Source organism: Nonomuraea roseola (genome assembly GCF_039535395.1).
Taxonomy (GTDB): domain Bacteria; phylum Actinomycetota; class Actinomycetes; order Streptosporangiales; family Streptosporangiaceae; genus Nonomuraea; species Nonomuraea roseola.
Genome location: NZ_BAAAXC010000006.1, coordinates 97,894 through 121,790 on the forward strand (window position 1 = coordinate 97,894; position 23,897 = coordinate 121,790).

Annotated in this window: 17 protein-coding genes; 8 read left to right on the top strand and 9 right to left on the bottom strand. The window is 74.0% G+C overall.

Annotation, left to right across the window (positions count from 1 at the left end; translation table 11 throughout):
- Nucleotides 1-13 precede the first annotated feature (13 nt).
- Genes ABFX55_RS06200 through ABFX55_RS06215 form a run of 4 tightly spaced genes read left to right on the top strand, consistent with a single transcriptional unit; the run spans nucleotide 14 to nucleotide 4,543 of the window.
- Nucleotides 14-1,528: an ABC transporter substrate-binding protein gene (locus ABFX55_RS06200; RefSeq protein WP_346118479.1), complete on the top strand. Its 1,515-nt coding sequence runs from the start codon at nucleotides 14-16 to the stop codon at nucleotides 1,526-1,528.
- Complete coding sequence (locus ABFX55_RS06205) at nucleotides 1,504-2,424, top strand: ABC transporter permease (protein WP_346118481.1); 921 nt, start codon at nucleotides 1,504-1,506, stop codon at nucleotides 2,422-2,424. Before ABFX55_RS06200 ends, ABFX55_RS06205 begins: the two co-directional genes overlap by 25 nt.
- Entirely contained in the window at nucleotides 2,421-3,203 is a 783-nt protein-coding gene (locus tag ABFX55_RS06210; RefSeq protein WP_346118483.1) for an ABC transporter permease, read from the top strand. Before ABFX55_RS06205 ends, ABFX55_RS06210 begins: the two co-directional genes overlap by 4 nt.
- Nucleotides 3,200-4,543, top strand: a complete 1,344-nt coding sequence (locus tag ABFX55_RS06215; protein ID WP_346118485.1) for an ABC transporter ATP-binding protein — start codon at nucleotides 3,200-3,202, stop codon at nucleotides 4,541-4,543. The genes ABFX55_RS06210 and ABFX55_RS06215 overlap by 4 nt, the downstream gene beginning before the upstream one ends.
- A 25-nt stretch (nucleotides 4,544-4,568) precedes the next feature.
- Here ABFX55_RS06215 and ABFX55_RS06220 read toward each other — a convergent pair whose 3' ends face one another.
- From ABFX55_RS06220 to ABFX55_RS06250, 7 genes are read right to left on the bottom strand one after another with little or no spacing between them, the layout of a single operon-like run.
- The gene (locus ABFX55_RS06220; protein ID WP_346118487.1) at nucleotides 4,569-5,204 is read right to left on the bottom strand and encodes a TetR/AcrR family transcriptional regulator; all 636 of its coding nucleotides are present in this window, start codon (nucleotides 5,202-5,204) and stop codon (nucleotides 4,569-4,571) included.
- Nucleotides 5,205-5,256: 52 nt separating this feature from the next.
- The gene (locus ABFX55_RS06225; protein ID WP_346118488.1) at nucleotides 5,257-7,305 is read right to left on the bottom strand and encodes a glycosyltransferase family 39 protein; all 2,049 of its coding nucleotides are present in this window, start codon (nucleotides 7,303-7,305) and stop codon (nucleotides 5,257-5,259) included.
- Nucleotides 7,302-8,474: a bifunctional glycosyltransferase family 2/GtrA family protein gene (locus ABFX55_RS06230; protein WP_346118490.1), complete on the bottom strand. Its 1,173-nt coding sequence runs from the start codon at nucleotides 8,472-8,474 to the stop codon at nucleotides 7,302-7,304. Before ABFX55_RS06230 ends, ABFX55_RS06225 begins: the two co-directional genes overlap by 4 nt.
- Before the next feature lie 45 nt (nucleotides 8,475-8,519).
- Nucleotides 8,520-9,884, bottom strand: a complete 1,365-nt coding sequence (locus ABFX55_RS06235; protein WP_346118492.1) for a sensor histidine kinase — start codon at nucleotides 9,882-9,884, stop codon at nucleotides 8,520-8,522.
- On the bottom strand, nucleotides 9,881-10,579 hold the full coding sequence (locus tag ABFX55_RS06240) for a response regulator transcription factor (protein WP_346118494.1): 699 nt from the start codon (nucleotides 10,577-10,579) through the stop codon (nucleotides 9,881-9,883). Before ABFX55_RS06240 ends, ABFX55_RS06235 begins: the two co-directional genes overlap by 4 nt.
- A gap of 33 nt (nucleotides 10,580-10,612) precedes the next feature.
- Nucleotides 10,613-12,106, bottom strand: coding sequence for a phytoene desaturase family protein (locus tag ABFX55_RS06245; protein WP_346118496.1), 1,494 nt, complete (start codon nucleotides 12,104-12,106; stop codon nucleotides 10,613-10,615).
- Between the two features lie 33 nt (nucleotides 12,107-12,139).
- Nucleotides 12,140-13,030: a LysR family transcriptional regulator gene (locus ABFX55_RS06250; RefSeq protein WP_346118498.1), complete on the bottom strand. Its 891-nt coding sequence runs from the start codon at nucleotides 13,028-13,030 to the stop codon at nucleotides 12,140-12,142.
- Between the two features lie 70 nt (nucleotides 13,031-13,100).
- Here ABFX55_RS06250 and ABFX55_RS06255 point away from each other — a divergent pair, with 70 nt between their 5' ends.
- From ABFX55_RS06255 to ABFX55_RS06270, 4 genes are all read left to right on the top strand, one after another.
- Nucleotides 13,101-14,102 carry a YeiH family protein gene (locus ABFX55_RS06255; RefSeq protein WP_346118500.1) on the top strand — a complete coding sequence of 334 codons (1,002 nt, stop codon included), beginning with the start codon at nucleotides 13,101-13,103 and terminating at the stop codon, nucleotides 14,100-14,102.
- Nucleotides 14,103-14,197: 95 nt separating this feature from the next.
- Complete coding sequence (locus ABFX55_RS06260) at nucleotides 14,198-15,124, top strand: pseudouridine-5'-phosphate glycosidase (protein ID WP_346118502.1); 927 nt, start codon at nucleotides 14,198-14,200, stop codon at nucleotides 15,122-15,124.
- Nucleotides 15,121-16,047, top strand: coding sequence for a carbohydrate kinase family protein (locus ABFX55_RS06265; protein ID WP_346118503.1), 927 nt, complete (start codon nucleotides 15,121-15,123; stop codon nucleotides 16,045-16,047). The genes ABFX55_RS06260 and ABFX55_RS06265 overlap by 4 nt, the downstream gene beginning before the upstream one ends.
- A gap of 68 nt (nucleotides 16,048-16,115) precedes the next feature.
- Nucleotides 16,116-18,557, top strand: a complete 2,442-nt coding sequence (locus tag ABFX55_RS06270) for a hypothetical protein (RefSeq protein ID WP_346118505.1) — start codon at nucleotides 16,116-16,118, stop codon at nucleotides 18,555-18,557.
- Nucleotides 18,558-18,575: 18 nt separating this feature from the next.
- Here the strand turns inward: ABFX55_RS06270 and ABFX55_RS06275 are convergent, their stop codons facing one another.
- On the bottom strand, nucleotides 18,576-20,702 hold the full coding sequence (locus ABFX55_RS06275) for an SUKH-4 family immunity protein (RefSeq protein ID WP_346118507.1): 2,127 nt from the start codon (nucleotides 20,700-20,702) through the stop codon (nucleotides 18,576-18,578).
- A gap of 78 nt (nucleotides 20,703-20,780) precedes the next feature.
- The gene (locus ABFX55_RS06280; protein ID WP_346118509.1) at nucleotides 20,781-23,888 is read right to left on the bottom strand and encodes a helix-turn-helix transcriptional regulator; all 3,108 of its coding nucleotides are present in this window, start codon (nucleotides 23,886-23,888) and stop codon (nucleotides 20,781-20,783) included.
- Nucleotides 23,889-23,897: the final 9 nt, after the last annotated feature.

A 23,897-nucleotide genomic window follows, 5' to 3' on the forward strand; every position in this document is an offset into this window, starting at 1 on the left:
ATTGTCATGGTCCATGTCGATTGATGTGAAGCGGCCGCTCCTTGCCGTCGCCCTGCTGGCCTCGCTGGCCGCGTGCGGCGGTCAGGAGCCCGTGGCGCAGGCGCGGCTGCGGGTGGTCACGCCGTACAGCGTGAAGAGCCTCGACCCGATCAAGCAGGGGTTCTGGGCCTCGGAGTGGGGCTACGGCGAGCTGCTCATGCGCCCGACGGAGCGCGGCACGGTGGAGCCGTGGCTGCTGGCCTCGCTGACCAGGCAGGGCGAGTCGGCGTGGACGCTCACGTTGCGGCAGGGGGTGCGCTTCCAGAGCGGCAGGGCGCTGGACGCGGTCGCGCTGAAGGAGCTGATGGAGGCGCATCTGGCGCAGAACCCGGCTGCCAGGTCGGCGCTGGAGGGCGCGAAGGTCGCCGTGACGGGGCCGCTGGCCGTACGGCTGGAGACCGGGGAGCCCGTGGCCAACCTGCCGAGCCTGCTGGCCGACGAGAGCATGTTCTCCGTCTTCGACGTGGCCAGCAGAACCTTCACCGGGCCCTTCGAGGTGAAGAGCCTCGACTCGCAGAAGCTGGTGCTGGCGAAGAACCTTGACTACTGGGGAGGGAAGGCGCGCCTCGACGGGGTGGAGGTGCGCTTCGTGCCCGACGGGCAGGCGCGCACGCTCGCCGTCCGCAGCGGTGAGGCCGACCTGGCCTTCTACCCCCCGACCGACGCGCTGCGGACGCTGAAGGGCGACGCGCGGGTCTCGATCAGGGAGGCGGCGCTGGCGACGGGGCAGTTACGCGGCTTCCTCAACGTGCGCAAGGCTCCCCTCGACGACTCCAGGGTCCGGCGGGCGCTGTCGCTCGCCGTGGACAGGAAGGAGCTGGCCGAGACGGTGATGGACGGCTTCTACCGCACACCCTCCGGCGTCTACCCCGAGGCGCTGCCGTACTCCGTCAAGAACCTGCGCACCGGCCTGCCCGCGGCCGAGCGCCTGCTGGAGGAGGCGGGATGGCGCAGGGCCGCCGACGGCACCAGGGCCAAGGACGGCAGGCCCCTGGCGATCACGATCAACGCCTACTCGCCGCAGCCCGACACCAAGCCGGTGGCCGTGGCCATGCAGGCGCAGCTGGCGAAGGCGGGCTTCCAGGTGAAGGTCGCCGAGGTGCCCGAGAACTACGCCGCGATGCGCTCGGCCGACGGCTGGGACGTCGGGCTGAGCTTCGACGGCTCGCTGTCCTACGGCTTCGACCCCGTCGCGCCGCTGGCGCAGATGATGCGCACGAAGGGCCCTCGCAACCTCGGCGGGATCGCCGACCCCGGTCTCGACCAGGTCATCGACGAGCTCGCGGGCGCCTTCGAGCCCGCCGAGCGCGACAGGCTGCTGCGCGAGGCGCAGCGCATCGCGGTGGAGGAGCAGGCATACCACCTGATCGTCGTGGACAGGGTGCCCAGGGTCGTGGCGGGTCCTCGCTACCGCGACTACCGGCCCTCCTCGGTCCTGCTGCACCTCGACGCCTCCACGGCTCCGTGCGGCGACTCCTGCGGCTCCTAGCGTCGGCGGCGGGCACGCTGCTGGCCGCCAGCCTGCTGGTCTGGGGACTGGCCGAGCTGTCGCCCGGCGATCCCGCGCGACAGGTGCTGCTGTCCAGGGGCGTGGCCGTCCCCGTCGAGGCGCAGGTCGAGGCGGTGCGCGCCGAGCTGGGCCTCGGCGACGCCGCGCCCGTCAGGTACGCCCGCTGGCTCGGCGGCGCGCTCACCGGCGACCTGGGCTCCTCCTGGCGCACGGGCAGGCCCGTCACCGCCGAGCTCGGCGAGCGGCTGCCCGCCACGCTGCGCCTGTGCCTGACGGCGGTCGCGCTGGCGATCCTGCCCGCCTTCGCCCTGGCCTTCGCCGGCGCCCTCGGCCGCCACCGCTGGCCCGACGCGCTGTCGAGGGGCGTGATGTTCGCCGGCGCCGCCGTGCCGTCCTTCCTGCTGGGGGTGGCGCTGCTGGAGATCGTGGTGGTGCGCTGGGGCGTCGGAAGGGTCGTGGCCGACGGCGGGTGGGCCGACACCCCGCTGCCTGCCGCCACCCTCGCCGCAGGGATCGTCGCGCAGTGGGCGCGGGTGGCCAGAGGGGCGTTGATCGACGCGGCGGGCGCGCCCTTCGCCGACGTCTCTCGCGCCCGGGGCTCGGGCGAGCTGCGCGTGCTGCTGGTCCACGGCCTCCCGCACGCCGCTCCCCCACTGCTGGCCGTCGTGGGAATGACCGTCGGCGGGCTGCTGGCCGGGGCGGCCGTGGTCGAGAGCGTCTTCACCTGGCCGGGCGTGGGGCGCCTGCTGGTGGAGGCCATCACCGCCAGGGATCTGCCGGTGGTCCAGGGCTGCGTGCTCGCGGGCGTGCTGGCCTTCCTGGCGGGCGCGGTCGCCGCCGACCTGGCCACCCGTGCAGGAGACCCTCGCCTGTGAGAGCCTCCCTGCTCGCCGGTACGGCCGCCGCCGCGCTGCTCGCCGTCCTGGCGCTGGCAGGCCCCCTGGCGCTGCCCGACCCTGACCTGCCCGACTACGCGGCCAAGCTGCTGCCGCCCAGCGCCGCCCATCCCCTCGGCACCGACCAGCTCGGCAGGGACGTGCTCGCGCGCCTGGCGAGCGGGGCCAGGGTGACGCTGGGCGCGGCGCTGGCCGTCACCGCGCTCGGCGCGGCGATCGGCGTCGTCGCGGGAGGCGTGGCCGGATACGCGCGCGGGTCCGTCGACGCGGCGATCTCCAGGGTGGTGGACGTCCTGATGGCCGTGCCGAGCACGCTGGTCGCGCTCGCCGTGGTGGGCTCGCTCGGCCCCGGGCTGACCCATCTGGTGCTGGCCATGTCGGTGGCCGCGTGGGCCCCCGTGGCCAGGCTCACCCGCTCGCACGTGCTCACCGCCGCCACCAGACCGGACGTCGTCGCCGCCAGGATGGCGGGCGTCGGGCGCGGTCGCGTCGTGCTCGGCCACGTGCTCCCCGGCGCCTTCCTGCGGGTGCTCGCCGTGGCCGCGCTGGGGCTCGGCGAGACGATCATCGGCCTGTCCGGCCTGTCCTTCCTGGGTCTCGGCGCGCAGCCGCCCACCGCCGAGTGGGGGCAGATGCTCGCCGAGAGCCGCTACGACCTGGCCTCCTCACCGTGGCTCCTGGCGGGGCCCGGCGTGGCGATCCTGGTCGCGGTCAGCGCCGCGGGACTGCTCAGCGACTGGCTGGGTGAGCGGCTGTGAGCCCGGCGCTGGAGGTGTCAGGGCTCTCCGTGACCTATCGGGACGGCACGCGGGCGCTGCGCGGCGTCTCTCTCACCGTGGAGGCCGGCGAGCGGCTGGCCGTCGTCGGAGCGTCGGGGAGCGGGAAGTCCACGCTGGTGCGCGCCGTCCTCGGGTTGCTGCCGCGCGGCGCCCGCGCCGAGGGGTCGATCCGCACCGACGGCAGGCCTGGATACGTGGCGCAGGACCCCTTCACCACGTGCGACCCGCTGCGGACGGTCGGGCACCACGTGCGGGAGGCGTGGCGGGCGGCGGGGCTGCGGCCGCCGCCGGGAGCCGCCGAGTCCGCGGTGGCGGCGCTCTCGCTGGATGCGGCCGCGCTGGCCGAGCATCCGCACCAGTGGTCGGGCGGCATGCTGCAGCGCGCCTCGATCGCGGCGGCGGGCGCGCTGTCGCCCGCTCTCACCGTCGCCGACGAGCCGACCAGCGCGCTCGACGCCGACCTGGCCGACGAGGTGATGGCGGCGCTGCGAAGGTCGGCGGGAGCGCTGCTGGTGATCACTCACGACCTGCGGCTGGCCGCGCGCTGGGCCTCACGGGTGGCGGTGCTGTACGAGGGCGGCGTCGTGGAGACGGGGCCCGCCGATCGGCTGCTGGCCGATCCACGGCATCCGCACACGCGGGCCCTGGTGGCGGCGCTTCCCCCCACCTCGGGCGGACGCGCCGCCCCGCAGGGGCCCGCGCTGGTGGAGGCGCGTAACCTCGCCCGGAGCTACGGCGCCCGCGCCGCCGTCAGGGACGCCTCCCTGGCGATCGGCCCCGGTCAGGTGGTGGGTGTGCACGGCAGGTCGGGGTCGGGCAAGTCCACGCTGCTGCGGCTGCTGGCCGGGCTGGAGCCGCCCGACGCGGGGACGCTCCGCCTGCCGGAGCGGCGGCCCGGCTGGGTGATGCCCGTCTTCCAGGACGCCAGAGCCAGCCTGGATCCGCTGTGGCCGATCTGGCGCACGATCACCGAGCCGCTCACCGGCCTGCGAGCGGCGCAGCGGCGCGCCAGGGCCGTCGAGGCGCTCGCCACGGTCGGGCTCGGCGACCTCGATCCGCGCACCAGACCTGGACGGCTGTCGGCGGGACAGTGCCAGCGGGTGGCGATCCTGCGAGCGGTGACGGCCAGTCCCGCGCTGGTGGTGGCCGACGAGCCGACCTCGGGTCTGGACACGGTGGCGGCGGGCAGGGTCGCGGGCCTGCTGCGCGAGGTGGCGGAGGGGGGAACGGCCGTGGTGGTCGTCAGCCACGACCTCGACCTGCTGGGCGGGCTCTGCGACGCCGTCCACGAGATGCGCGACGGCGTCATGACGCTCTGACCCGCAGGGCCGAGGGGCGGGGCGGCTAACCGGAGAAGGCGTCCGGTGAGATGCCGACCTCGCGGGCGGCGGCCATGTGGGCGTGCTCGAGCAGCCGGCCCCTCGACAGCACCGAGGGGTGCAGGGTGTACCTGATGATCAGCCCGTCGAGCATCGCGTCGATGCGCTCGGCGGCGCCCGCCGGGTCCTCGCAGGTGAAGTCGCCTTCCGCGACCCCCGCCGAGATCACCTGCTCGAGCGCGCGCAGCCAGGTCGTCTCCAGCTCCAGGACGATCTGGCGGACCGCGCTCTCGCGCAGCGCGGCGTTCCATGCGTCGATCCAGAGCAGCCAACTCTGGTCGGAGCGCGACTGCGGGATGTAGAAGCGCAGCACCCTGTCGAGCCGTTCGGCGGCGCTGCCCTCGCCGGTGACGAGCTGGTCGAGCCTGGCGCTCTCGATGTCGAGCGTGGCCCGCAGCATGGCCGTGATCAGCTCGTCCTTGGTGGCGAAGTGGTAGTGGATGAGCCCGCCGCTGACGTTGACCGCCTTGGCGATGTCGGCGACCCGGGTGTTGGCCAGGCCGCGTTCGAGCACGACCCTGCGCGTGGCCTCCAGCAGCTCGGCCCTGCGCTGGTCAGCCTGGTCCGCCCTGCTGCCTCGGGCACTGTCCACACGTCGCACCGGCCAAGAGTAGCCGATACGGACATACGTCCAGCGCCCGAGGCGGCGGAGGTCAGGGGGCGCACAGGTACAGGCCGTCCTGGCCGTCCACCGCCGCGCAGCTGGCCCGAACCCACTCGGTGACCTCGCTGTCGCCCCTGCCGGGACCGCCGCGCGCGTCGTCCGCCATGACGTACTTGAGGCGGCCGGAGGCGACGAGCTCCTTGAGCCCCTGGACGGTCATCGCGGGGTCGCTGCCGGTGAAGCCGCCCATCGCGATGACCGGCTCGCCGGTCCGCAGGATGATCGGGGCGGCCTGCCTGGCGCTGCCGACGGCGACCAGCCAGGTGGCCGTCCCCCGGTTCTGCTCCAGGTAGGCGATCAGCGCGCTGCTGACGCCGCCACCTGGACCGCTCCTCGCCTGTCCCGTCCGACCGGGTGGCGCCTCCATCTCGCGCGTCCCGCCGGCGGCGCCGGGGCCGCCACGCATCGCGCCGAAGCCGGCGCCGAAGCCCGTGCCCGCCGAGGGGCCCGCCGTCGGGTTGGTGCCGTTGATCGGCGATCGCAAAGGGGTCACCGCGTACGCGGCGGGCCCCGCCAGCCCCGCGAGCAGCGCCGCCACCACCGCGACCGCGGCCACCCTCGCGCCGGCCGCTCCCCCTGCCCCGGCCGCCGCCCTCGCGGCCCTCCCGCGGCCGAGACGCGCCACCACCAGCCCGGCCACCGCGGCCACGCCCGCGGCCGCCACCGCCCATGCCAGCCACGGGACGAACTCGGGCGTACGGCGCAGCACCACGAACGACCACGCCCCCGTCGCCGCGGCCGCGAGGGGCAGGACCCACCACCACGGGGAGCGCCGGTAGGCCCGCCACATCAGCACCGCGCCCATCCCCGTCACGGCCGCCACGGCGGGAGCCATGGCGGTGGAGTAGTACGGGTGGAAGGTGCCGCTGGAGAAGCTGAACACCACGTGGTGCACGGCCAGCCATCCGCCCCACACCAGCCAGGCGGCCCTGCTCACCCGCGGCCCTCCGCGCTCTCCGATGGCGCTGAGGGAGGAGCGCTCTTCCCCAGGAACCGCCCGCGTGCCGAGGGTCCGCCAGGTCGCCGCCGCCAGCAGCAGCGCCAGGGCGCAGAACGGCAGCAGCCACGAGATCTGTCCTGCCATCGTGTCGTTGAACAGCCTGCCCGCGCCCGACTCCCCGCCGAAGGAGGCGCCGCCGCCCCTGCCGCTGCCCCCGAAGCCCCGGCCGAAGATCCGGCCCAGCCCGTTGTAGCCGATGACCAGGTCCCACACCGAGTTGTCGGTGGAGCCGCCGACGTAGGGGCGCGACGAGGCGGGCCACAGGTCGACGATCACCATCCACCAGGCGCTGGAGGCCACCAGCACGGCCCCCGCAGCCAGGAGGTGCCCCAGCCTGCGCAGGAACGGCGCCGCCGCGCACGTGAGGTACGCCAGGGCGAGGGCGGGCACCACGAGGTAGGCCTGCAGCATCTTGGTGTTGAAGCCCAGCCCGACCAGCAGCGCGCACACCAGCAGCGCCCGCGGCCCGCCCCGCCTGATCGCCTCCAGGGCGAACCAGGCCGCCGCCACCAGGAGCAGGACGAGGATCGTGTCGGGGTTGTTGTCGCGGTTGATCGCCACCGTGATCGGCGTCAGCGTCATCACCACCGCCGCGAGCAAGGCCGCCGCGTGCGCGGCGCCCGGCCTTTCGAGAGGAAGGCTCCGCCGTACGGCCGAGTGGACCAGGGCGACCGTGACCACGCCCGCCACCGCCTGTGGCAGCAGCATGCTCCACGTGCCGAAGCCGAAGATCCGCGCGGACAGTCCCATGACCCACAGTGCGAAAGGCGGCTTGTCCACGGTGATGAACGAGCCGGAGTCCAGGGCGCCGAAGAAGAAGGCCTTCCAGCTCTTCGTCCCCGACAGGATCGCCGCCGAGTAGTACTCGTTGGCCATGCCGCTCAGCGCCCACGCGTAGAGCACGAAGGCGAGGCCGAGCACGCCCCACAGCGCGGGTCTCGCCAAGCGGGGCTCCTGCTCGGGCCCGAGGACGGCGCGGGCCAGGCGGCCCCTTCCCGGTGTGGCCCCGTGCGAGGGAGGCAGTGTGGTGACGCTCATCGGGAACTCCTCCGGTCGGGGTTGAAGACCCACACCCGCAGCAGCAGGAAGCGGACCAGGGTGGCCAGCCCGTTGGCGACGATCACCGCCACCAGCTCGACCCAGTGCGGCGCGCCCGAGGGGAGCAGGGCCAGGCCGCCGGTGGTCAGCGCGAGGCCCACGAGGAAGGCGATCAGGCCCTCGACCTGGTGGCGGATCGCGCCCGCGCTCCCCTTCACGCCGAAGGTGAAGCGCCTGTTGGCGGCGGTGTTGGCCACGGCCGTCACGAACAGCGCCACCGCGTTGGCGGCGTAGGCGGGGGCCACGAGCCTGAGCAGCGAGTAGAGCAGCAGGTAGGACAGCGTGCTGACGATGCCGATGACCACGAAGCTGGGCAGCTGCCGCGCCATGCCCTTGGGCAGCCGCGCCTGCTGGACGCGCGCGGGCACGGGCAGGTTGGCCGCGCCCGACAGCGCCTTGCGGGCCACCCTGGCCATGCCCCTCAGGTCGTCGGCGGCCGTCCTGACGACGTCGACCCTGCTGTCGGGGTCGTCCACCCAGTCGACGGGCACCTCGTGGATGCGCAGGCCGTGCCGCTCGGCCAGGAGCAGCAGCTCGGTGTCGAAGAACCACTCCTGGTCCTCGACAGCGGGCAGCAGCGCCTGGGCGATCTCGGTGCGGGCGGCCTTGAATCCGCACTGCGCGTCGGAGAACCCCGCCCCCATCACGCCGCGCAGCAGCAGGTTGTAGGTGCGCGAGAGGAACTCCCTCTTCGGCCCCCGCACCACGTTGGCCGTCCTGACCAGGCGGGTGCCGATGGCCAGGTCGCTGTGGCCCGACAGCAGCGGCGCCACCAGCGGGAGGAAGGCGTCGAGGTCGGTGGACAGGTCGACGTCCATGTAGCTGACCACGTCGGCCTCACTGGCCGCCCACACCTGCCGCAGCGCCCGTCCCCGTCCCTTCTCCTCCAGGTGGACGGCGTTCACCTCCGGGTAGCACGCGGCCAGCTCCTGGGCGATCTGCCAGGTGTTGTCGGAGCTGGCGTTGTCGGCGATCGTGATGCGGAAGCCGTAGGGAAAGGACCCAGCGAGGTAGCCGTGCAGCCGCCCGATGCTCGCCCGCAGCGCCCGCTGTTCGTTGTGGACGGGAACGACCACCTCGACCAGGCGCGTCTTGACTGCTGTCTTCATGGTTCCAAGGTCTCGGGTGCGACTTGGACCTGACTGAGCCGGCGATTAAGACTGGCTGAGAACCGGCGAACCGGGCAGCCGTATCCAGGCCACAACGCCGCCACCTGCGGCGTTGTCCAGCCGCACCTGTCCCCCCGCCTCCTTGACGGCCTGCGCCACGATCGCCAGCCCGAGCCCCGAACCCGGCAGGCTGCGGGCGGACGGCGAGCGCCAGAACCGCTCGAAGACGTGCGGCAGCTCCTCGGCGGGGATGCCTGGACCGTGGTCGCGGACCGTCAGCTCGCCCTCGCGCAGCGCCACCTCGACCTTGCCGCCCGGGCTGAACTTGGCGGCGTTGTCGAGCAGGTTGACGACGGCGCGTTCGAGCGAGGAGGGGTTGCCCTCGACGTACCAGGGTGCGAGGTCGGTGGTGACGTCCGCGCCGCGCAGCCTGGCGCGCGCGACGGCGGCGCTGACGACGTCGTGGAGGGCCAGCTCGACGTGCGGCTCGTGGTCGCCCTCGCCGCGCGAGAGCTGGAGCAGGTCGCCGACGAGCGTGGACAGCTCCTCGAACTGGGCCTTGACGTTGACGAGCAGGCGCTCCTTGGCCTTGGGCTCGATGGCCCTGCCGGTGTGCTCGCTGCGCAGCAGCAGGTCGATGTTGGTGCGCAGGCTGGTCAGAGGGGTGCGCAGCTCGTGTCCCGCGTCGGCGACCAGCTGCTGCTGGCGGTCGCGGGAGCCGGCCAGGGCGGCGGTCATGGCGTTGAAGGAGCGGCTGAGGCGGGCGATCTCGTCTGTGCCCTCGACGGGGATCGTCGTGTTGAGATCCTCGGTCTGGGCGATGTGCTCGACGGCCTTGGTGAGCCTGCCGACGGGCCGCAGAGCGGTCCGCGAGACGAGCAGCCCTGCCGAGGCCGCCCCGAGCACCCCGATCGCCGCCACCACGGCCAGGATCAGGGCGAGGTTCCGCAGCGTGCTCTGCATCTGGTAGGTGTAGCGGCCCTCCAGGATCACTATGCCGCTCGGCGCGCCCGGCGCGCGGTCAGGGGGCCGCTCGAAGGTCGCCATCACGCGCACCGGCTTGCCGTCGGTCGTGGTGCCGAAGCGGAACTCCGGCCTGCCGTGGTTGCCGAACACTCGTCTGTCCTGGGGGTCGACCTTGATCGGCGGGCCGAGCGAGCAGGTCGTGCCGTCCTCGAACAGGACCGTGGCAATGCCCGAGAAGGGGTCGGAGGTCCCCTTCTCCTCGCAGTTGTCGACGAGCCAGCGCTTGTTCGAAGGACTCTCGGGCTCGGCCAGCGAGTGGTCCAGCTGGGCGTAGAGCTCCCATTTGACGATGAACCAGCACAATCCCGCCGAGGCCGCGATCGCCACCGCCACCGCCACCGTGACCAGCAGCGTCAGCCGCGACCTCAGGGTGCGTCGTCTCACGCGGCGGCTCTCAGCACGTACCCCACCCCGCGCACCGTGTGGATCAGCCGGGGCTCACCCTCGGCCTCCAGCTTGCGCCGCAGATACATCACGTAGACGTCCAGCGAGTTGGAGGAGGGCTCGAAGTCGAACCCCCACACCTCCTCGAGGATCTGCTCCCTCGTCAGCACCTGGCGCGGATGGGTGAGCAGCAGTTCCAGCAGCAGGTACTCGGTCCTGGTCAGATCGAGCCGCCGCGCGCCCCTGGTCACCTCGCGGGTGGCGGGCTCCATCCGCAGGTCGCCGAAGGCCAGCGCGCCGCTGTCGGGGCCGCCGCCGCCGAGCGAGCTGCGCCGCAGCAGGGCCCGGACCCTGGCCAGCAGCTCGTCCAGCTCGAAGGGCTTGACGAGGTAGTCGTCGGCGCCCGCGTCGAGCCCCGAGACCCGGTCGCCGACGGCGTCGCGGGCGGTGAGCATGAGGACGGGCACGTGGTTGCCGCCCGCGCGCAGCCTGCGGCAGGCGGTCAGGCCGTCCAGCCGGGGCATCATGACGTCGAGGAGCACGGCGTCGTAGCCCTGGCGCGCCAGCTCCTCCAGCGCGGCCTGGCCGTCGGAGACGGTGGCGACCCGGTAGCCCTCGAACTCGAGGCTCGACTGCAGCGCCTCCCTCAGCGCGGGCTCGTCGTCGACCACCAGCAACCGTGCGCCATCACTCATGGTCACCAACGGTAGACCGGCTTCATGAGAACGTCATGAAGGTCCGGTCAGAAGTGCCATCGCGGCGTTGTGTCCTGGGATACCGCTGACGCCTCCTCCGCGCCGCGCTCCCGCGCCGCACAGCAGGATCCGCGGGTGCTCGGTCTCGACGCCCCACCGTCCCGCCTCGCCGTACGGCCAGCTGAGGTCCTGGTGGAAGATGTGCCCGCCGGGCAGGCCCGCCTCCCGTTCCAGGTCGAAGGGGGTCTTGGCCTCGATGCACGGGGTGCCGTCGGGCGCGAGGAGCAGGCAGTCCTCCAGGGGCTCGGCCAGGACGGAGTTGATCGACCGCAGCGTCGCCGCCACCGCTTCGTCACGATATTTGGGGAAAAGTCGGGCGGGCATGTGGAGGCCGAAGAGGGTCATCGTCTCGGCCTTCAGCCCAGGGCCCAGGATCGACGGATCGGTCAGCGAGTGGCAGTAGACCTCGGCGGGCGGCACGTCGGGCACCTCGCCGCCGGCCGCCTGCTCGTAGGCGCGGGCCAGCTGGTCGCGTCCCTCGTTGATGTGGAAGGTGCCGCTGAAGGCCTCGCGCGGGTCCACGCTCGTGTCCTTCAGCCTGGGCAGCCTGCTCAGCACCATGTTGACCTTGAGCTGCGCCCCCTCGGGGGTCGCCGGCTCCCGTCCCATCAGCCGGTCCAGTACGGCGGGCGGCAGGTTGACCAGGACGTGCAAGCCGTTCACCGCGTGCTCACCCCCGGCGTCGCGGAAGGTCACCTCGCCCGACGGGTCGATGCCCACGATCTCGGCGCCGGTCCTGATCTCGGCCCCCGCCTCCCTGGCCGCCGACTCCAGCGCCTGCGTGACCGCGCCCATCCCGCCGACGGGCACGTTCCAGTCGCCGGTGCCGTCGCCGATCACGTGGTAGAGGAAGCACCTGTTGGCCAGCAGATCCTCTGAGGGGTCGGCGAAGGTGCCGATCAGCGCGTCGGTCAGCACCACCCCGCGCACGGTGTCGTCGGCGAACCTCTCGTCGACCGTCTGCCCGATCGGCCTCTCGAACAGGTCGCGCCACGCCACCTCGTCCTCGACCAGCTCGCGCAGCTCCCATGCGGGGCGCAGCGGTTCGAGCAGCGTCGGCGCGACGCGCTCGGCCAGGCGCGCGGTCATGCCGTAGAACTCCCGCCAGGCCAGGTAGTCGGACTCGCCGCCGGTGACCTTGGCGAACGACGCCTTGGTGCGCTCCTCGTCGGCGTTGTCGACCAGCAGGCCGCCGTTCCCCACGGGGGTGTAGGAGGCGTAGCGGCGGCCGCGCAGCTGGAGGCGCAGCCTCAGATCCTTGACGACCTTCGTGGGCAGCAGGCTGACGAGGTAGGAGTAGCGCGAAAGGCGGGCGTCCACGCCGGGGAAGGCCCTGGTGGAGATGGCCAGTCCACCGACGTGGTCCTGCCGTTCGAGCACGAGCACCCTGCGGCCCGCCCTCGCCAGGTAGGCGGCTGCGACCAGGCCGTTGTGTCCCGCGCCTGCGATCACGACATCGTACGACATACGTCCTATTTGTCCTGGATGACCGGCGAATCGTCAAGGCCGGGAGGCGATCGCCAGCAGCGTCGCTGCCGGCCCCGTCAGCGTCCTGCCGCGCCGCCAGACCGCGCGCAGGCTGCGCACCAGATTGAGGCCGGCCAGCGGCACCTCGACCAGCCGTCCCGTGGCCAGCTCCGCCTCCACCGCGTGCCCGCTCAGCACCGCGGGCGCCGAGCCCGCCTGCGCCGCGCCCTTCACCGCGGAGTTCGACCCCAGCTCCAGCCGGGGACTGGCCACGTGCTGCCCCGCGAATGCCAGGTCGAGCGTCTCCCTGGTGCCCGACCCCGGCTCGCGCACCACCAGCGGGGTGGCCGCCAGCTCCGCCACTCTCAGCACCGTACGGCGGCGCGCCCACGGATGCGCGGGAGCGACCACGACCACCAGCCTGTCGGTGGCCACCACCCTGCTGGCCAGGCCGTCGGGCACCGTCGGCCCCTCCACGAACCCCAGCTCGACCTTCTCGCCCAGCACCCTGGCCGCCACGTCGGTGGAGTTCATGACGTCGAGACCGACCTGGATGTCGGGCTCGCGTGCCTGCAGCTCGCCCAGCCAGCGCGGCACCAGGTACTCCGCCACCGTCATGCTGGCCGCGACGTGCAGCTGCGCGGCCTCGCCCTGCCGTACGGCCTCGACGCCGCGCATCAGCTCGCGGGCGGCGGCCAGCACGTGGGCCGCCCAGCCCGCGACCATCCTGCCCTCGGCGGTGAGCGCCGAGCCGCGCGGCGTGCGCTCGAGCAGCGGCACGCCGAGGCGGCGTTCGAGGCGGGCGATGCGCTTGCTGGCCGAGGGCTGCGCGATGCCCGCGGCCCTGGCCGCCTGGCCGAGGCTGCCCAGCTCGCCCACGTCGACCAGGAGCTGCAGGGACTCCAGGTCGGGCAGTTCACTCATAGCCTCAGGCTATGACCTCCCAGGCAAGATCGGTCTACTGGCCGTCTCCACCGGGACGAACACTGGAACCATGACCCTCACCGCCAGCGCTCCCCCCGCCGCAGGACGGCTCCTGCCGGGCCTCGCCCTCACCGCCGCCGCGGTGGCCGTCGCGCTGGTGGTCAACAGGCTGGTGCCCGTGCTCAGCCCCGCGGTCGTCGCCGTGGCGCTGGGCGCCGCCCTCGCCAACACCCTGGGGATCGGCGCGTCGGTCGCGCCCGGCGTCAGGTTCGTCTCCCGCACGGTGCTGCGGACCGCGATCGTCCTGCTGGGCCTGCAGATCGCGCTGCCCGACGTGCTGGCGCTCGGCTGGCAGCCCATCGCCGTCATCGCGCTGGCCACGGGGCTGACCTTCACGATCACCCCGCTGATCGGCCGGCGTCTCGGCCTGTCCCCCGGCACCTCGCTGCTGGTCGCCACGGGCGTGTCCATCTGCGGCGCGGCGGCCGTGGCGGGGATGCACGAGGCCACGGGCGGCGAGGGCGGCGTCAGCGACGACGACGACGCGGCCGGCGCGCTGAGCGTGGTGGTGCTGTACGGCACGGCGCTGATCGTGCTGCTTCCCCTCACCGCGTCATGGCTGGGCCTGTCGGCGCGGCAGCTCGGCGTGTGGACGGGCGCCTCGGTGCACGAGGTCGCCCAGGTGGCGGCGATCGGGGCGGCCACGGGCGGCGCCGTCCTCGCGGTCGCGGTCACGGTGAAGCTGGCCAGGGTGGTGCTGCTGGCCCCGATCGTCGCGCTGACCACGCTGCGCACGGGCCTGTCCCGCCGGCGCTCGACCCCGCTGGTCCCGCTCTTCGTGCTCGGGTTCCTGCTCATGGTGGCCGTACGGAGCACGGGCCTGGTGCCGCAGGTGGTCACCGACGTGGCGCCCAGGATCAGCGGCCTGCTGCTCGCGGCCGCCCTGTTCGGCCTGGGCACCGGCATCGACGCCCGCAAACTCCTCAAGGGCGGCAGGGCGCTGCTGCTCGGCGCGATCTCCACGGCGCTGATCGGCGCGACCTCCCTCGCCCTCGTGACACTGTTCGTCTGACCTTGGGTAACCTGCTCCTTTTGGAACAATCCCCGGCCATTGCCCCGTTCCAGAAGAGACCAGCGCCGGCACGTCCAAGGAGCTCGAACCACCCCATGCCCAGCACCACTGACCCCGCCCTCCGCCCGTCCGCCGAGGTCGCCGAGGCGCTCGCCTCGGGCGCTCCCGTCGTGGCCCTCGAGTCCACGATCATCTCTCACGGGCTGCCGCAGCCGCGGAACCTGGAGGTCGCCAGGGAGCTGGAGGAGATCGTCCGCAAGGCGGGCGCGGTTCCCGCCACCATCGCCGTGCTGGACGGCGTGGCCAGGATCGGCCTGGACGAGGTCGAGCTGGTGCGCATCGCCACCGAGCCTGGCCTGCGCAAGCTGGGCCAGCGCGACCTGCCCGTCGCCGCCGCCCTCGAGGCCAGCGGCGCCACCACCGTCTCGGCGACCTCGTTCCTCGCCGCTCGCGCGGGCATCCGCGTCTTCGCCACCGGCGGCCTCGGCGGCGTGCACCGTGGCTGGACCGAGGAGCAGGACGAGTCCGCCGACCTCGACACGCTGGCCCGCACCCGCATCACCGTCGTCTGCGCGGGTGTGAAGTCGATCCTCGACGTGCCCGCCACGCTGCAGCGCCTGGAGACCCGCGGTGTCACCATCGCGGGCCTGCGCACCGACACCTTCCCCGGCTTCTACCTGCACAGCTCCGGCGAGCCGATCGACTGGCGGATCGAGTCGCCCGAGCAGGCCGCCGCCATCATGCGCGGCCAGGACGCCTTGGGCGGCCCGGAGACCGCGTTGATCATCGCCAATCCCGTGCCCGTCGCCGAGCAGCTCGACCCCGTCCTGCACGACCGCGTGCTGGCCGAGGCGCTGGCCGCCGCAGAGCGCGAGGGCGTCACGGGGCAGGCCATCACCCCGTTCCTGCTGTCGTACCTCGTGCGCGGCACCGACGGCGCCTCCCTCGAGGCCAACCTGGCCGCCGTCCGCGGCAACGTCCGCGTAGCCGGCGACATCGCGGTCGCGTGGTCCGGGAGATGAGCGCAGGGCTCCTGGTGATCGGCGACGTCGTCACGGACGTCGTCGCCCTCCACGGCGCGCCCGTGAGCACCGGCACCGACACCGTGGCCGACATCGTGCTGCGTCCGGGCGGCTCGGGGGCGAACACCGCCTCGTGGGCCGCCCACCTGGGCGCCGACGTCCGGCTGCTCACCAGGGTCGGCTTCGACACCGGCGAGTGGCACACCGCCGAGCTGACCAAGGCGGGCGTGCGCCCGCACGCCCGCGTCGACCCCGACCACCCGACCGCCGTGGTCATCGCGATGGTCGACGTCACCGGCGAGCGCTCCATGCTCACCAACAGGGGCGCGGGCGGCCGCATCTCCGCCGACGACTGGTCGCCCGACCTGCTGGACGGCGTGCGCCACCTCCACCTGTCCGGCTACACGCTGTTCGCCGAGCCCGGCCTCCAACTGGCCAGGCTGGCGATGGCCGCCGCCTCGGCGCTCGGCCTGACGATCAGCGTGGACCCGGCCTCGACCGGCTTCCTGCGCGACTTCGGCGTCGAACGCTTCCTGACCGAGACCGCGCCCGCCGGCCTGATCATCCCCAACAGGGACGAGGCGCTCCTGCTGACCGGCGCCGCCACCCCGCAGGCCGCCGCCTCGGCCCTCAGCCTCAGGTACGGCACGGCGGTGGTGAAGCTCGGCGCGGAGGGCGCGATCCTCGCCAGGGACGGACGCGTAACCGCCGCCACCGCGGGCAGAGAGCGCGACGTGATCGACTCCACCGGCGCCGGCGACGCCTTCGCGGCGGGTTTTCTCACCGCGAGGCTCCAGGGCGGCTCTGACCTGGCCTCTCTCGAGGCGGGGTGCTCGGCGGGAGCCGACGCGGTGGCCATCGTGGGGGGACGCCCACGGTACGGTTTGGGTTCCAACCGTCTTTACCCTATTCACACCGATTGATAGCTTGCGGCGTAGGCTGCACCATTAGCCACACGCGTCACAACTTTTGGGGAGGATGCGGTCCGCCGATGGACGTCGAGTCATCGATCTGCCTGAGCGACCTGGTCCCTGCGCTGCGCTGGAGCCGTCCTCAGCAGGTCGCCGAAGCCCTGGCCGACCCTCGACTCCCCGCCGGCTGGTGGGGTTCGCTCTCGCTGTCGCGAGCCCTCGGCACCACCGGTGTCGAGTGGATGTGCGAACGGCTCGCGCGGCTCGCGGCCTCCCGCTGGGACCATCTGCCGCTGGCCGACGTGCTGCCCGCGTTGCACGTGCACCAGGTGGACCCGTCCCTGCCCGGCTGGCCCGAACCCGCCCGCACGGTGATCACCGGGCTGGGCGGATGGCGGGTGCTTCGCAGGCTCAGCACGGGCGATCTCGGCGCGCCGTCCTCCTCCGCCTCGACCGAGGTCGTGGTGGGCTCGGTGTTCAGGGAGGTCCTCGGGCGCATCCCCGCGACGTCGGGGGCCCCAGCCGTACGCCCGGCGGGAGCGCTCCCCCAGCGTCCCGCGAACGTCCCCGCCCAGGGGACGCCTTCGGGCGGGTTCTTCTCGCCCCAGCAGGCCGGCGGTCAGGGGGCTCCGTCCCATCCCGGCGCATCCCATCCCGGCGCGCCCGTTCTCGGCTCCCCCGTGCAGGGGCCCGCCGCGGCGGGCCCGGCCGGCCCGTCGGCTCCCGGCTCGTCCACGCCGGACGCTCCCGGCGTCTCCCGTCCCGGCTCGCAGGCCCCCGGGGCCGGCGCTCCTGGCCGACCGGCGTCTCAGGGCCAGGACCAGGGCTCGCCCCTGCCGCAGCGGCCCGGCGGCCCCGCCTCCACCGGCTCCTTCCCGAGCCAGCCCGGCGGTCCTTCGACAGGACCCTTCCCGAACCAGCCGGGCGCTCCCGGCGCGGGCCCCTCGACCGGCTCGTTCCCGAGCCAGCCCGGTGGCGGGCCCTCCACCGGCTCCTTCCCGAGTCAGCCCGCCGCGGGTCCTTCGACCGGCTCCTTCCCGGGCCAGCCCGGTGGCGGGCCCTCCACCGGCTCCTTCCCGAGCCGGCCCGCCGCGGGTCCTTCGACCGGCTCCTTCCCGAGCCAGCCCGGTGGCGGGCCCTCCACCGGGTCCTTCCCCGCCGTGGGACCCTCCAGCGGAGCCTTCCCCGGTCAGGCCGGGCAGCCCGGGCCCGGGTCCAACGGCTCGCACCCGGGCCAGCCGGGCTCGCAGGGCCAGGCCGGATCGCAGGCCGGTCCCGGCGCGAAGCAGGCGCAGGGCCAGCCCGGCCAGAGCGGTCAGCCCGCACAACCCGGCCAGCCTGGCCAGACGGGTCAGCCGGGCCAGGTCTCGCCTTTCGCCCCGCCGTCCCCGAACTCCTACGCGGCGCCCACCTTCGCCGCGCCACCGATCGCGGAGACGCCTGACGACGACTACCCCATGGTGCGCGTCGTCGACGGGCTGTTCCGCTCCTTCGACCGGCTCGAGCTGGCCGTCGCGGTCAACCGCCTGTTCGCCGCCGAGCCCGACACCCTGCGCACCCTCGCCCACAAACTCCTGGTCGACAGGGACGTGCTGTCCCAGGCCCAGCGCACCGCCGAGGAGCGCGTGCTGCACTGGCTGCGCTCCTCCGAGTCCGCTCCCGTGACCGGCCACATGTTCCGTCTCACCGAGTGGCTCGGCACCGCCGCCACCGAGGACCAGCTCATCGGCGCCGACCCCGCCCACCCTGTCATCGTGCCCACCCTGCGCAGCCCGCTGTGGCGGGTGCTCGTCACGCTCATGCCCGACCGTCGTCTCCAGGACGGCTGGCTCGTCGTGGGCGACCTGACAGGACTGCAGGCGCGCACCAGGCAACTGCTCGCGGCCCATCCCGCCGACGCCGACGTCGAGGAGCTGCTGGCCGAGCTCGGCATCAGGCGGCACTCCGCCAAGGCCTGGCTCGACGCGCTGCCCGCAGAGGCGCCCTCCGACGGGCCCAGCGCGCAGCCGGCCGTCCAGCAGCCGCTGCCACGCCGTACGCCCGGGGCCAACGGCCACCACCACAGAGGCGGGCAGCCCGTGCCGCCCGCGCCACCGCAGCAGATCGACCCGAGCGCGGCGCTGGCCACGCTGTCGGCGCTGTCCGGCGGACGCTCTCCCCTGCTCGGCGGCTCCTCCGCGCCGCCGCCTCTGCTGGCGGGCGCGCCCTCCACCCCGCCGCCCCCGCCGCCCAGCCCGACCTCCGATCCGCGCCGGTGGCAGCGCATCGACGTCACGCCCGAGCACCTGCGCGGTGCGCCCGTGGCGGTTCCCGAGGGGTATGCCGCCCAGCTCGGGATGCGCCCTGGCACCCTGCTGTCGGTGACGGGGCCGGGTGACAACGCGGTGGTGCTCGTCTGGCGCGACCAGCAGCCTGTCTTCGACTCGTTGCAGCCCGTGCTGATGCGCCTGAACGCCAGGCCCGGCGACCAGGTGTACGTCACGGTCGACGGCTACCGCCTCGACGCCCAGCTCACCAGCTGACCCTCCCTCCCTCCGGCGTCACAGGAGGGTGTAGTCGAGCAGGGTCGGCGGCCAGAGCGGCTCGTCGCCCGCCATGGCCTGCGGCTCGTAGGTGTGCAGCTCCAGTACGAGGTCCTCGGCGCACCAGTAGGCCGCGTCGGGGTGCGCGTCCTTGCCGCACCACAGCGCGCGCTCCCGGTGGATCACGTACGCGAAATAGACGTACGACTCGACGTCCCGGTGGGCGACGCGGGCGGTCTCCAGCCCTTCGGGCACCTCGTGGACCAGGCCGGTCCTGCCGTCCAGGAAGAGGTACCAGGAGGGCAGCGAGTCGAGCATGAACACCGCGCCGAGGTCGTCTGGAAGGCCGGCGCAGGCGCGCAACTCCTGCGCGTCCTCCTCGGGCCACGACTCCGTCATGGGCTTGACGCAGCGCAGGCTGTCGCCCGTCCAGTCGTCCTCGTGCACGCCGTTCGCGGGCAGGCCGACCTCGGCCAGGAACCGGCGGGTGGGCCCGTGGGTGATGGCGGGATGGATCTCCTCCGGGGTCAACCGGATGAGGCCGCCCGCGCCGTACAGGCTCTCCAGCAGCTCGCGCGTGACCTTGACAGGGGGCCGGCAGAGCGGGAGCGGCGCGAGGCCCTCAGGGCCGCCGGCCAGGCGTTCGTGCCCGGCCAGGTGCAGGCGCGCGTACTCGGGAGGGGACAGCTCCGCCGAGACCGGCCAGCCGCGCATGACGGCCGCCAGCTCACGGTGCGCCTCGGGAGGCGGGGCCGCGGCCTCGGCCAGGGCGGGCAGGTCCACGGCGTACGCGGGCAGGCCGGGCTCGGCGAGGGGCAGATGGCCGGCGGCCTCCGCCACGCCGCGGGCGGCCGTCTCCGGGTCGTCGCGGTGGCGGCCGCAGTGCAGCAGCCGCCAGGTGTACGGGCCGATCGGGGCGAAGGCGAGGGCGAGCGTGCCGACGGCGGCGCGGGCCGCCGATGACAGACCGTCCAGCCAGGCGCCCGCCACGCGCTCCGCGATGGGCAGGCCCGGCCCCGGGTCGGCGCCCCTGGCGCGGGCGGCGATGGCGGCGAGCGCCGGGGAGGGGTACACCTCGTCGGCGGTGAAAGGGGAGTGCCCGGCGCGCTCGGCCGCGTACCACGCGGTGAAGGCGTCCCGATCGGTGCAGCGCGGGTCGTCCAGGTCCAGCGCGAAGACCGGCACGTCGGACAGCTCGGCCGAGCCGGTCAGGTAGGGCAGCAGGGCGGTGGGGTCGGGGAACTCCACGAGCAGGCGGACGCGCGGGTCGGCGGCCAGGGGGCGGATCAGCTCGGCGAGGGTGCGTTCGGGATCGGCGCTCCGGTGCGGGTCGGCGAGCGTGACGAGCACGGGCCGGTCGAGGGCGGCCAGCGGGCCGGCCGGGCCGGTGAGGGCGCGCTCGGGGCCGGCGCTCCCGTGCGGCGGTGGTCCGGCCGGTTCCTCGCCGTCGAGCCGGAGCTGGCGGGCCAGCTCGCGTACGGCCTCCTCGACGTCCATGCCGCGCAACCAGACGGCGGCCTCGGCCGAGCTCGCGTAGCCCGACCAGTGCCAGACGGTGGAGTGGCTGAACCAGGCCAGCAGCCGGGTCTTGCCCGAGGCGGGCGAGCCGGTGACGACGCAGATCCGCGGGCCGTACGGGTCCTCGCGCCAGCGCAGCAGCGCCTCGGCGGCGGGCGCGCGGCCGGCGGTGGGCTCGTCGCGGATGCCGCGCTCGGGCCGTCGCTCCAGCCAGGCGGGCCGGGAGCCGGCGAGGTAGTCGGGGACCGCGGACAGCTCGCTGGAGGCGTGCAGCCCTCCGACGGCCTGCCGGGTGCGGGCGCTGACGGCCTCGTGGTAGTCCGCCATCTGCGCCGCGGTCCTGGCCCACTTCTCCCGCACCTCGCTCACGCACGGCCGGTCCTTGTGCCGGATCAGTCGCATGCCGTCGCCGTCGTGCTCGTCGGCGAGGTCTCGCAGGTGCTCGAAGAACACCCGTTGGGCCTTCCGCAGCACGCGGACGTGGTCGCGCAGCCACCGCGCCTCGGGGCGGTCGCCGAGCTCGGCCAGCACCCCGTCGAAGTGGTCCAGCCGGGCGTCCGGCCAGGGCAGGCCGACGACGCGAAAAGCGCCGGAGAGGTCTCGGGGGAGGTCGCGCGGTAGATCCATGGCTTCGACGAGCGTAACGCACCGTACCTCTCGCCTCTTGCGTCACGGGAGGCAGGCGCGGGGGGCAGGCAGTGCCGGTTATGGGGTGGCGAAGAGGTGGAGGCGGTGGGCGGTGGCGGCGGCCTCGCCTCGTGAGGCGGCGCCGAGCTTGCCGAGGATGTTCGACACGTGGACGCTGACCGTCTTGACCGAGATGAACAGCTCCCCCGCGATCTCCCTGTTGCTCAACCCCCTAGTGACCAGCTTCAGCACCTCGAACTCGCGGGCGGTCAGCCCGAGCCTGGTCTCCTCGGCCGGGGCCTCCCCCGTGAGGGAGATGCGGGCGCGGCGGGCCAGCGAGTCGATCTCGGCCAGGAGGGGCACGGCCCCGAGCCGTTCGGCCAGCGCACGGGCCGTGGACAACCGCTCGGCCACCGACTCGCGCACGCCGCTCGCCTGGCCCGCCGGCTCTCTTCCGCCGCCGGACTCCCTGCCGCCCGGCGGCGCGATCGCCGCCTCGGCCGCGGCCAGCAGCGTCTGGGCCCGCGCGTACGGCTGGCCCAGCGCCTCCCACGCCTGCGTCGCGGTGTCCCATGCGGCCAGGTCGCGGGAGACCATCGCGGCGAAGGTGAGACTCTGCGCCCGCTGGAGTTCGCCCCTGATCTCGAGCTTCTCAGCGACCTCGCGCAGCCCACGCGCCACCTGCTCGGCGGTGGCCTCCTCACCGTCGGGAAGCGCCGTTCCCGGCAGCCCCATCACACCGCGCGCCACGACGGACGAGCCGGGCAGACCCGTCGCGCCGGACGGGCCAGGCCCGCCCGCCGTACCGGACGGGCCGGGTCGGCCCGCCGTACCGGGAGAGCCCGGCGCGCCCGCACGGCCGGGGATGATCACGGTGGCGGCGTGGAGGGCGGAGACGAGGAAGGGCCAGCCGTAGCGGGGGCTGGCATGGCGGGGGTTGGCGTGCGCGTCCTCCGCGCGCAGGACCGCGGCGACCAGCTCGAGCGCCTGCGCGTCGTGCCCCTGGGCCAACCGCAGCTTGAGCTCCCTGCGCAGGTTCGGCAGCAGGGTCTGGTCGCGGTAGGTGCCCTTGGCGAGAATGCTGTGACTCTCGTGGAAGAGCGCCTCGGCCCCCTCGATGTCGCCGCGGGCCAGCAGGATGTCGAGTGAGAACCCCATCAGGCTGGCCCGGTAGGGAGGGGGCGGCGCCAGGTCGAGCGCGTGCTCGATGACCTCGAGCGCTTCGTCCCACCGGCCGAGCGACACCAGCGGCTCGGCCAGGTTGATGGCGAGGAACGCGCCCGAGGTGCGGGCGACGCCGTACTCCTCGGCCTGGGCGATGCCCCTGCGGGCGACCTCGGTGGCGGCCTCGTGGCGCCCCCAGCCCTCCAGCGTGTCGGACTCGGAGATGGCCGCGCGCATCAGCGCGGTGTAGGCGCGCGCCTCGCCCGCGATCGTTCTGGCCTCGGCGTAGCCGCTGAGGTCCTGGTCGGTGTCCGCGCGATGGCTGCGCGACCAGGTGAGGGTGATGAGCGCCTGGGCCTCGGTCGTCGCGTCGCCGATCTGGCGGGCGATGCGCAGCGCCTCCGCGGCGTGCGCCTCCTTCTCCGCCCAGACGTCGGGCGTGTTGAGCATGCGCGCCAGGCCCTCCAGGATCCTGGCGCGCAGCGTGCTGGGCGGCGAGGCGGGCACCAGCCGGGCCGCCGTGCGCAGGTCGTCGACGTAGCCCGCGCGCCCGAGGTCGTAGGCGGCCAGGCCGCGCCTGCGCAGCAGCCCCGCCGTGATCGTGGGGTCGCGCTCGGGGTCGACCAGCCGCAGCGCGGCCCGCGACAGGGAGATGGCCCGCTCGAACTCGCCCGCGAGGTGCGCCACGAGGATGACGGTGCTCAGCACCTCGAGATGGTCGGTCTCGAGCAGCTCGGCGGCGTCGGGCACCTGATCCCACAGCTCCAGCACCCTGGTGAGCATTCTGAGCTGCTCGTCGTAGGCGGTGGCTTTCCTGGCGGCCGCCGCCGCCCGCCACGCGCTGACCAGCGCGGGCCGTACGTCGTGGGCGGCGTGCCAGTGGTGGGCCAGCTCGATCGCCGCCCTGGTGGCGGGCAGCAGCAGCGGGTTGTCCTCGAGCGTCTTGGCGAAGCGGGTGTGCAGGCGGGTGCGCTCGCCCGGCAGCAGGTCGTCGTGGACGGCCTCGCGGATCAGCGCGTGGCGGAAGGAGTAGCCCTCTCCGTCGACGACCAGCACGTTTCCGGCCACCGCGGGCCGCAGCGCCCTGGACAGCGACCCCTCGTCGAGCCCGGCGACGGCCGTCAGCAGCGCGTGCTCGATCCTGGCGCCGCCCGCGCTGGCCACCCGCAGCAGCTCCTGGGTCTCCTCCGGCAGCCGCTCGACGCTGGCCAGCAGCAGGTCGCGCAGCGACTCGGGGACCGTGTCGTGCCCGTCGCCCGCCAGCAGCGCCTCGACGAAGAGCGGGTTGCCCTCGCTGCGCGAGTAGACGTCGTCGACGTCGAGCCTGCCCGGCAGGCCGCCGAGGATGCTCGACGCCTGCTCGACCACCTCGCGGCGGCTCAGCCTGCGCAGCTCGAACCTGGTGACCCAGTCGATCCTGCCCAGCTCGGCCAGGAGGGGTCGCAGCGGGTGGGTGCGGTGCAGCTCGTCGGCCCTGTAGGTGACGACGATGAGCAGCGGCAGGTCGGAGCGCTGGTAGCGCACCAGGAAGGAGAGCAGGTCGCGGGTGGAGCGGTCGGCCCAGTGGGCGTCCTCGATGATGAGGACGGTCTCCCGCTGCTCGGCCAGGCGCTCCATCAGCCCGAGCACCTGCTCGAACAGGCGGGCGCGGGCCTCGGGCCCGTCGCCCTCGGGCTCGCCGAACTCGGGCAGCAGGCGGCCGAGCCCTCGGGTCGAGCCGCCGGGCAGCAGCTCGGCGATGGCGTCGCGGCCGAGGTCGCGCACGAGCCTGCGCAGCACCGCGGTGAAGGGCGCGAACGGCAGGCCGTCGGTGCCGAGTTCGAGGCAGCCGCCCACGAGCACCCTGGCCCCTTCGGCGCGCTCGGCGAACTCGCGGATCAGCCTGGTCTTGCCGACGCCCGCCTCACCGCCGACCAGCACGGTGGAGGAGGCGCCGTCACGCGTGCGGCCGAGCGCCCCCTCGAGGGTGGCGAGCTCGTCGGCCCTGCCGACGAACAGGGGGCTCACGGTATTGGTACTCACGCCCAACAG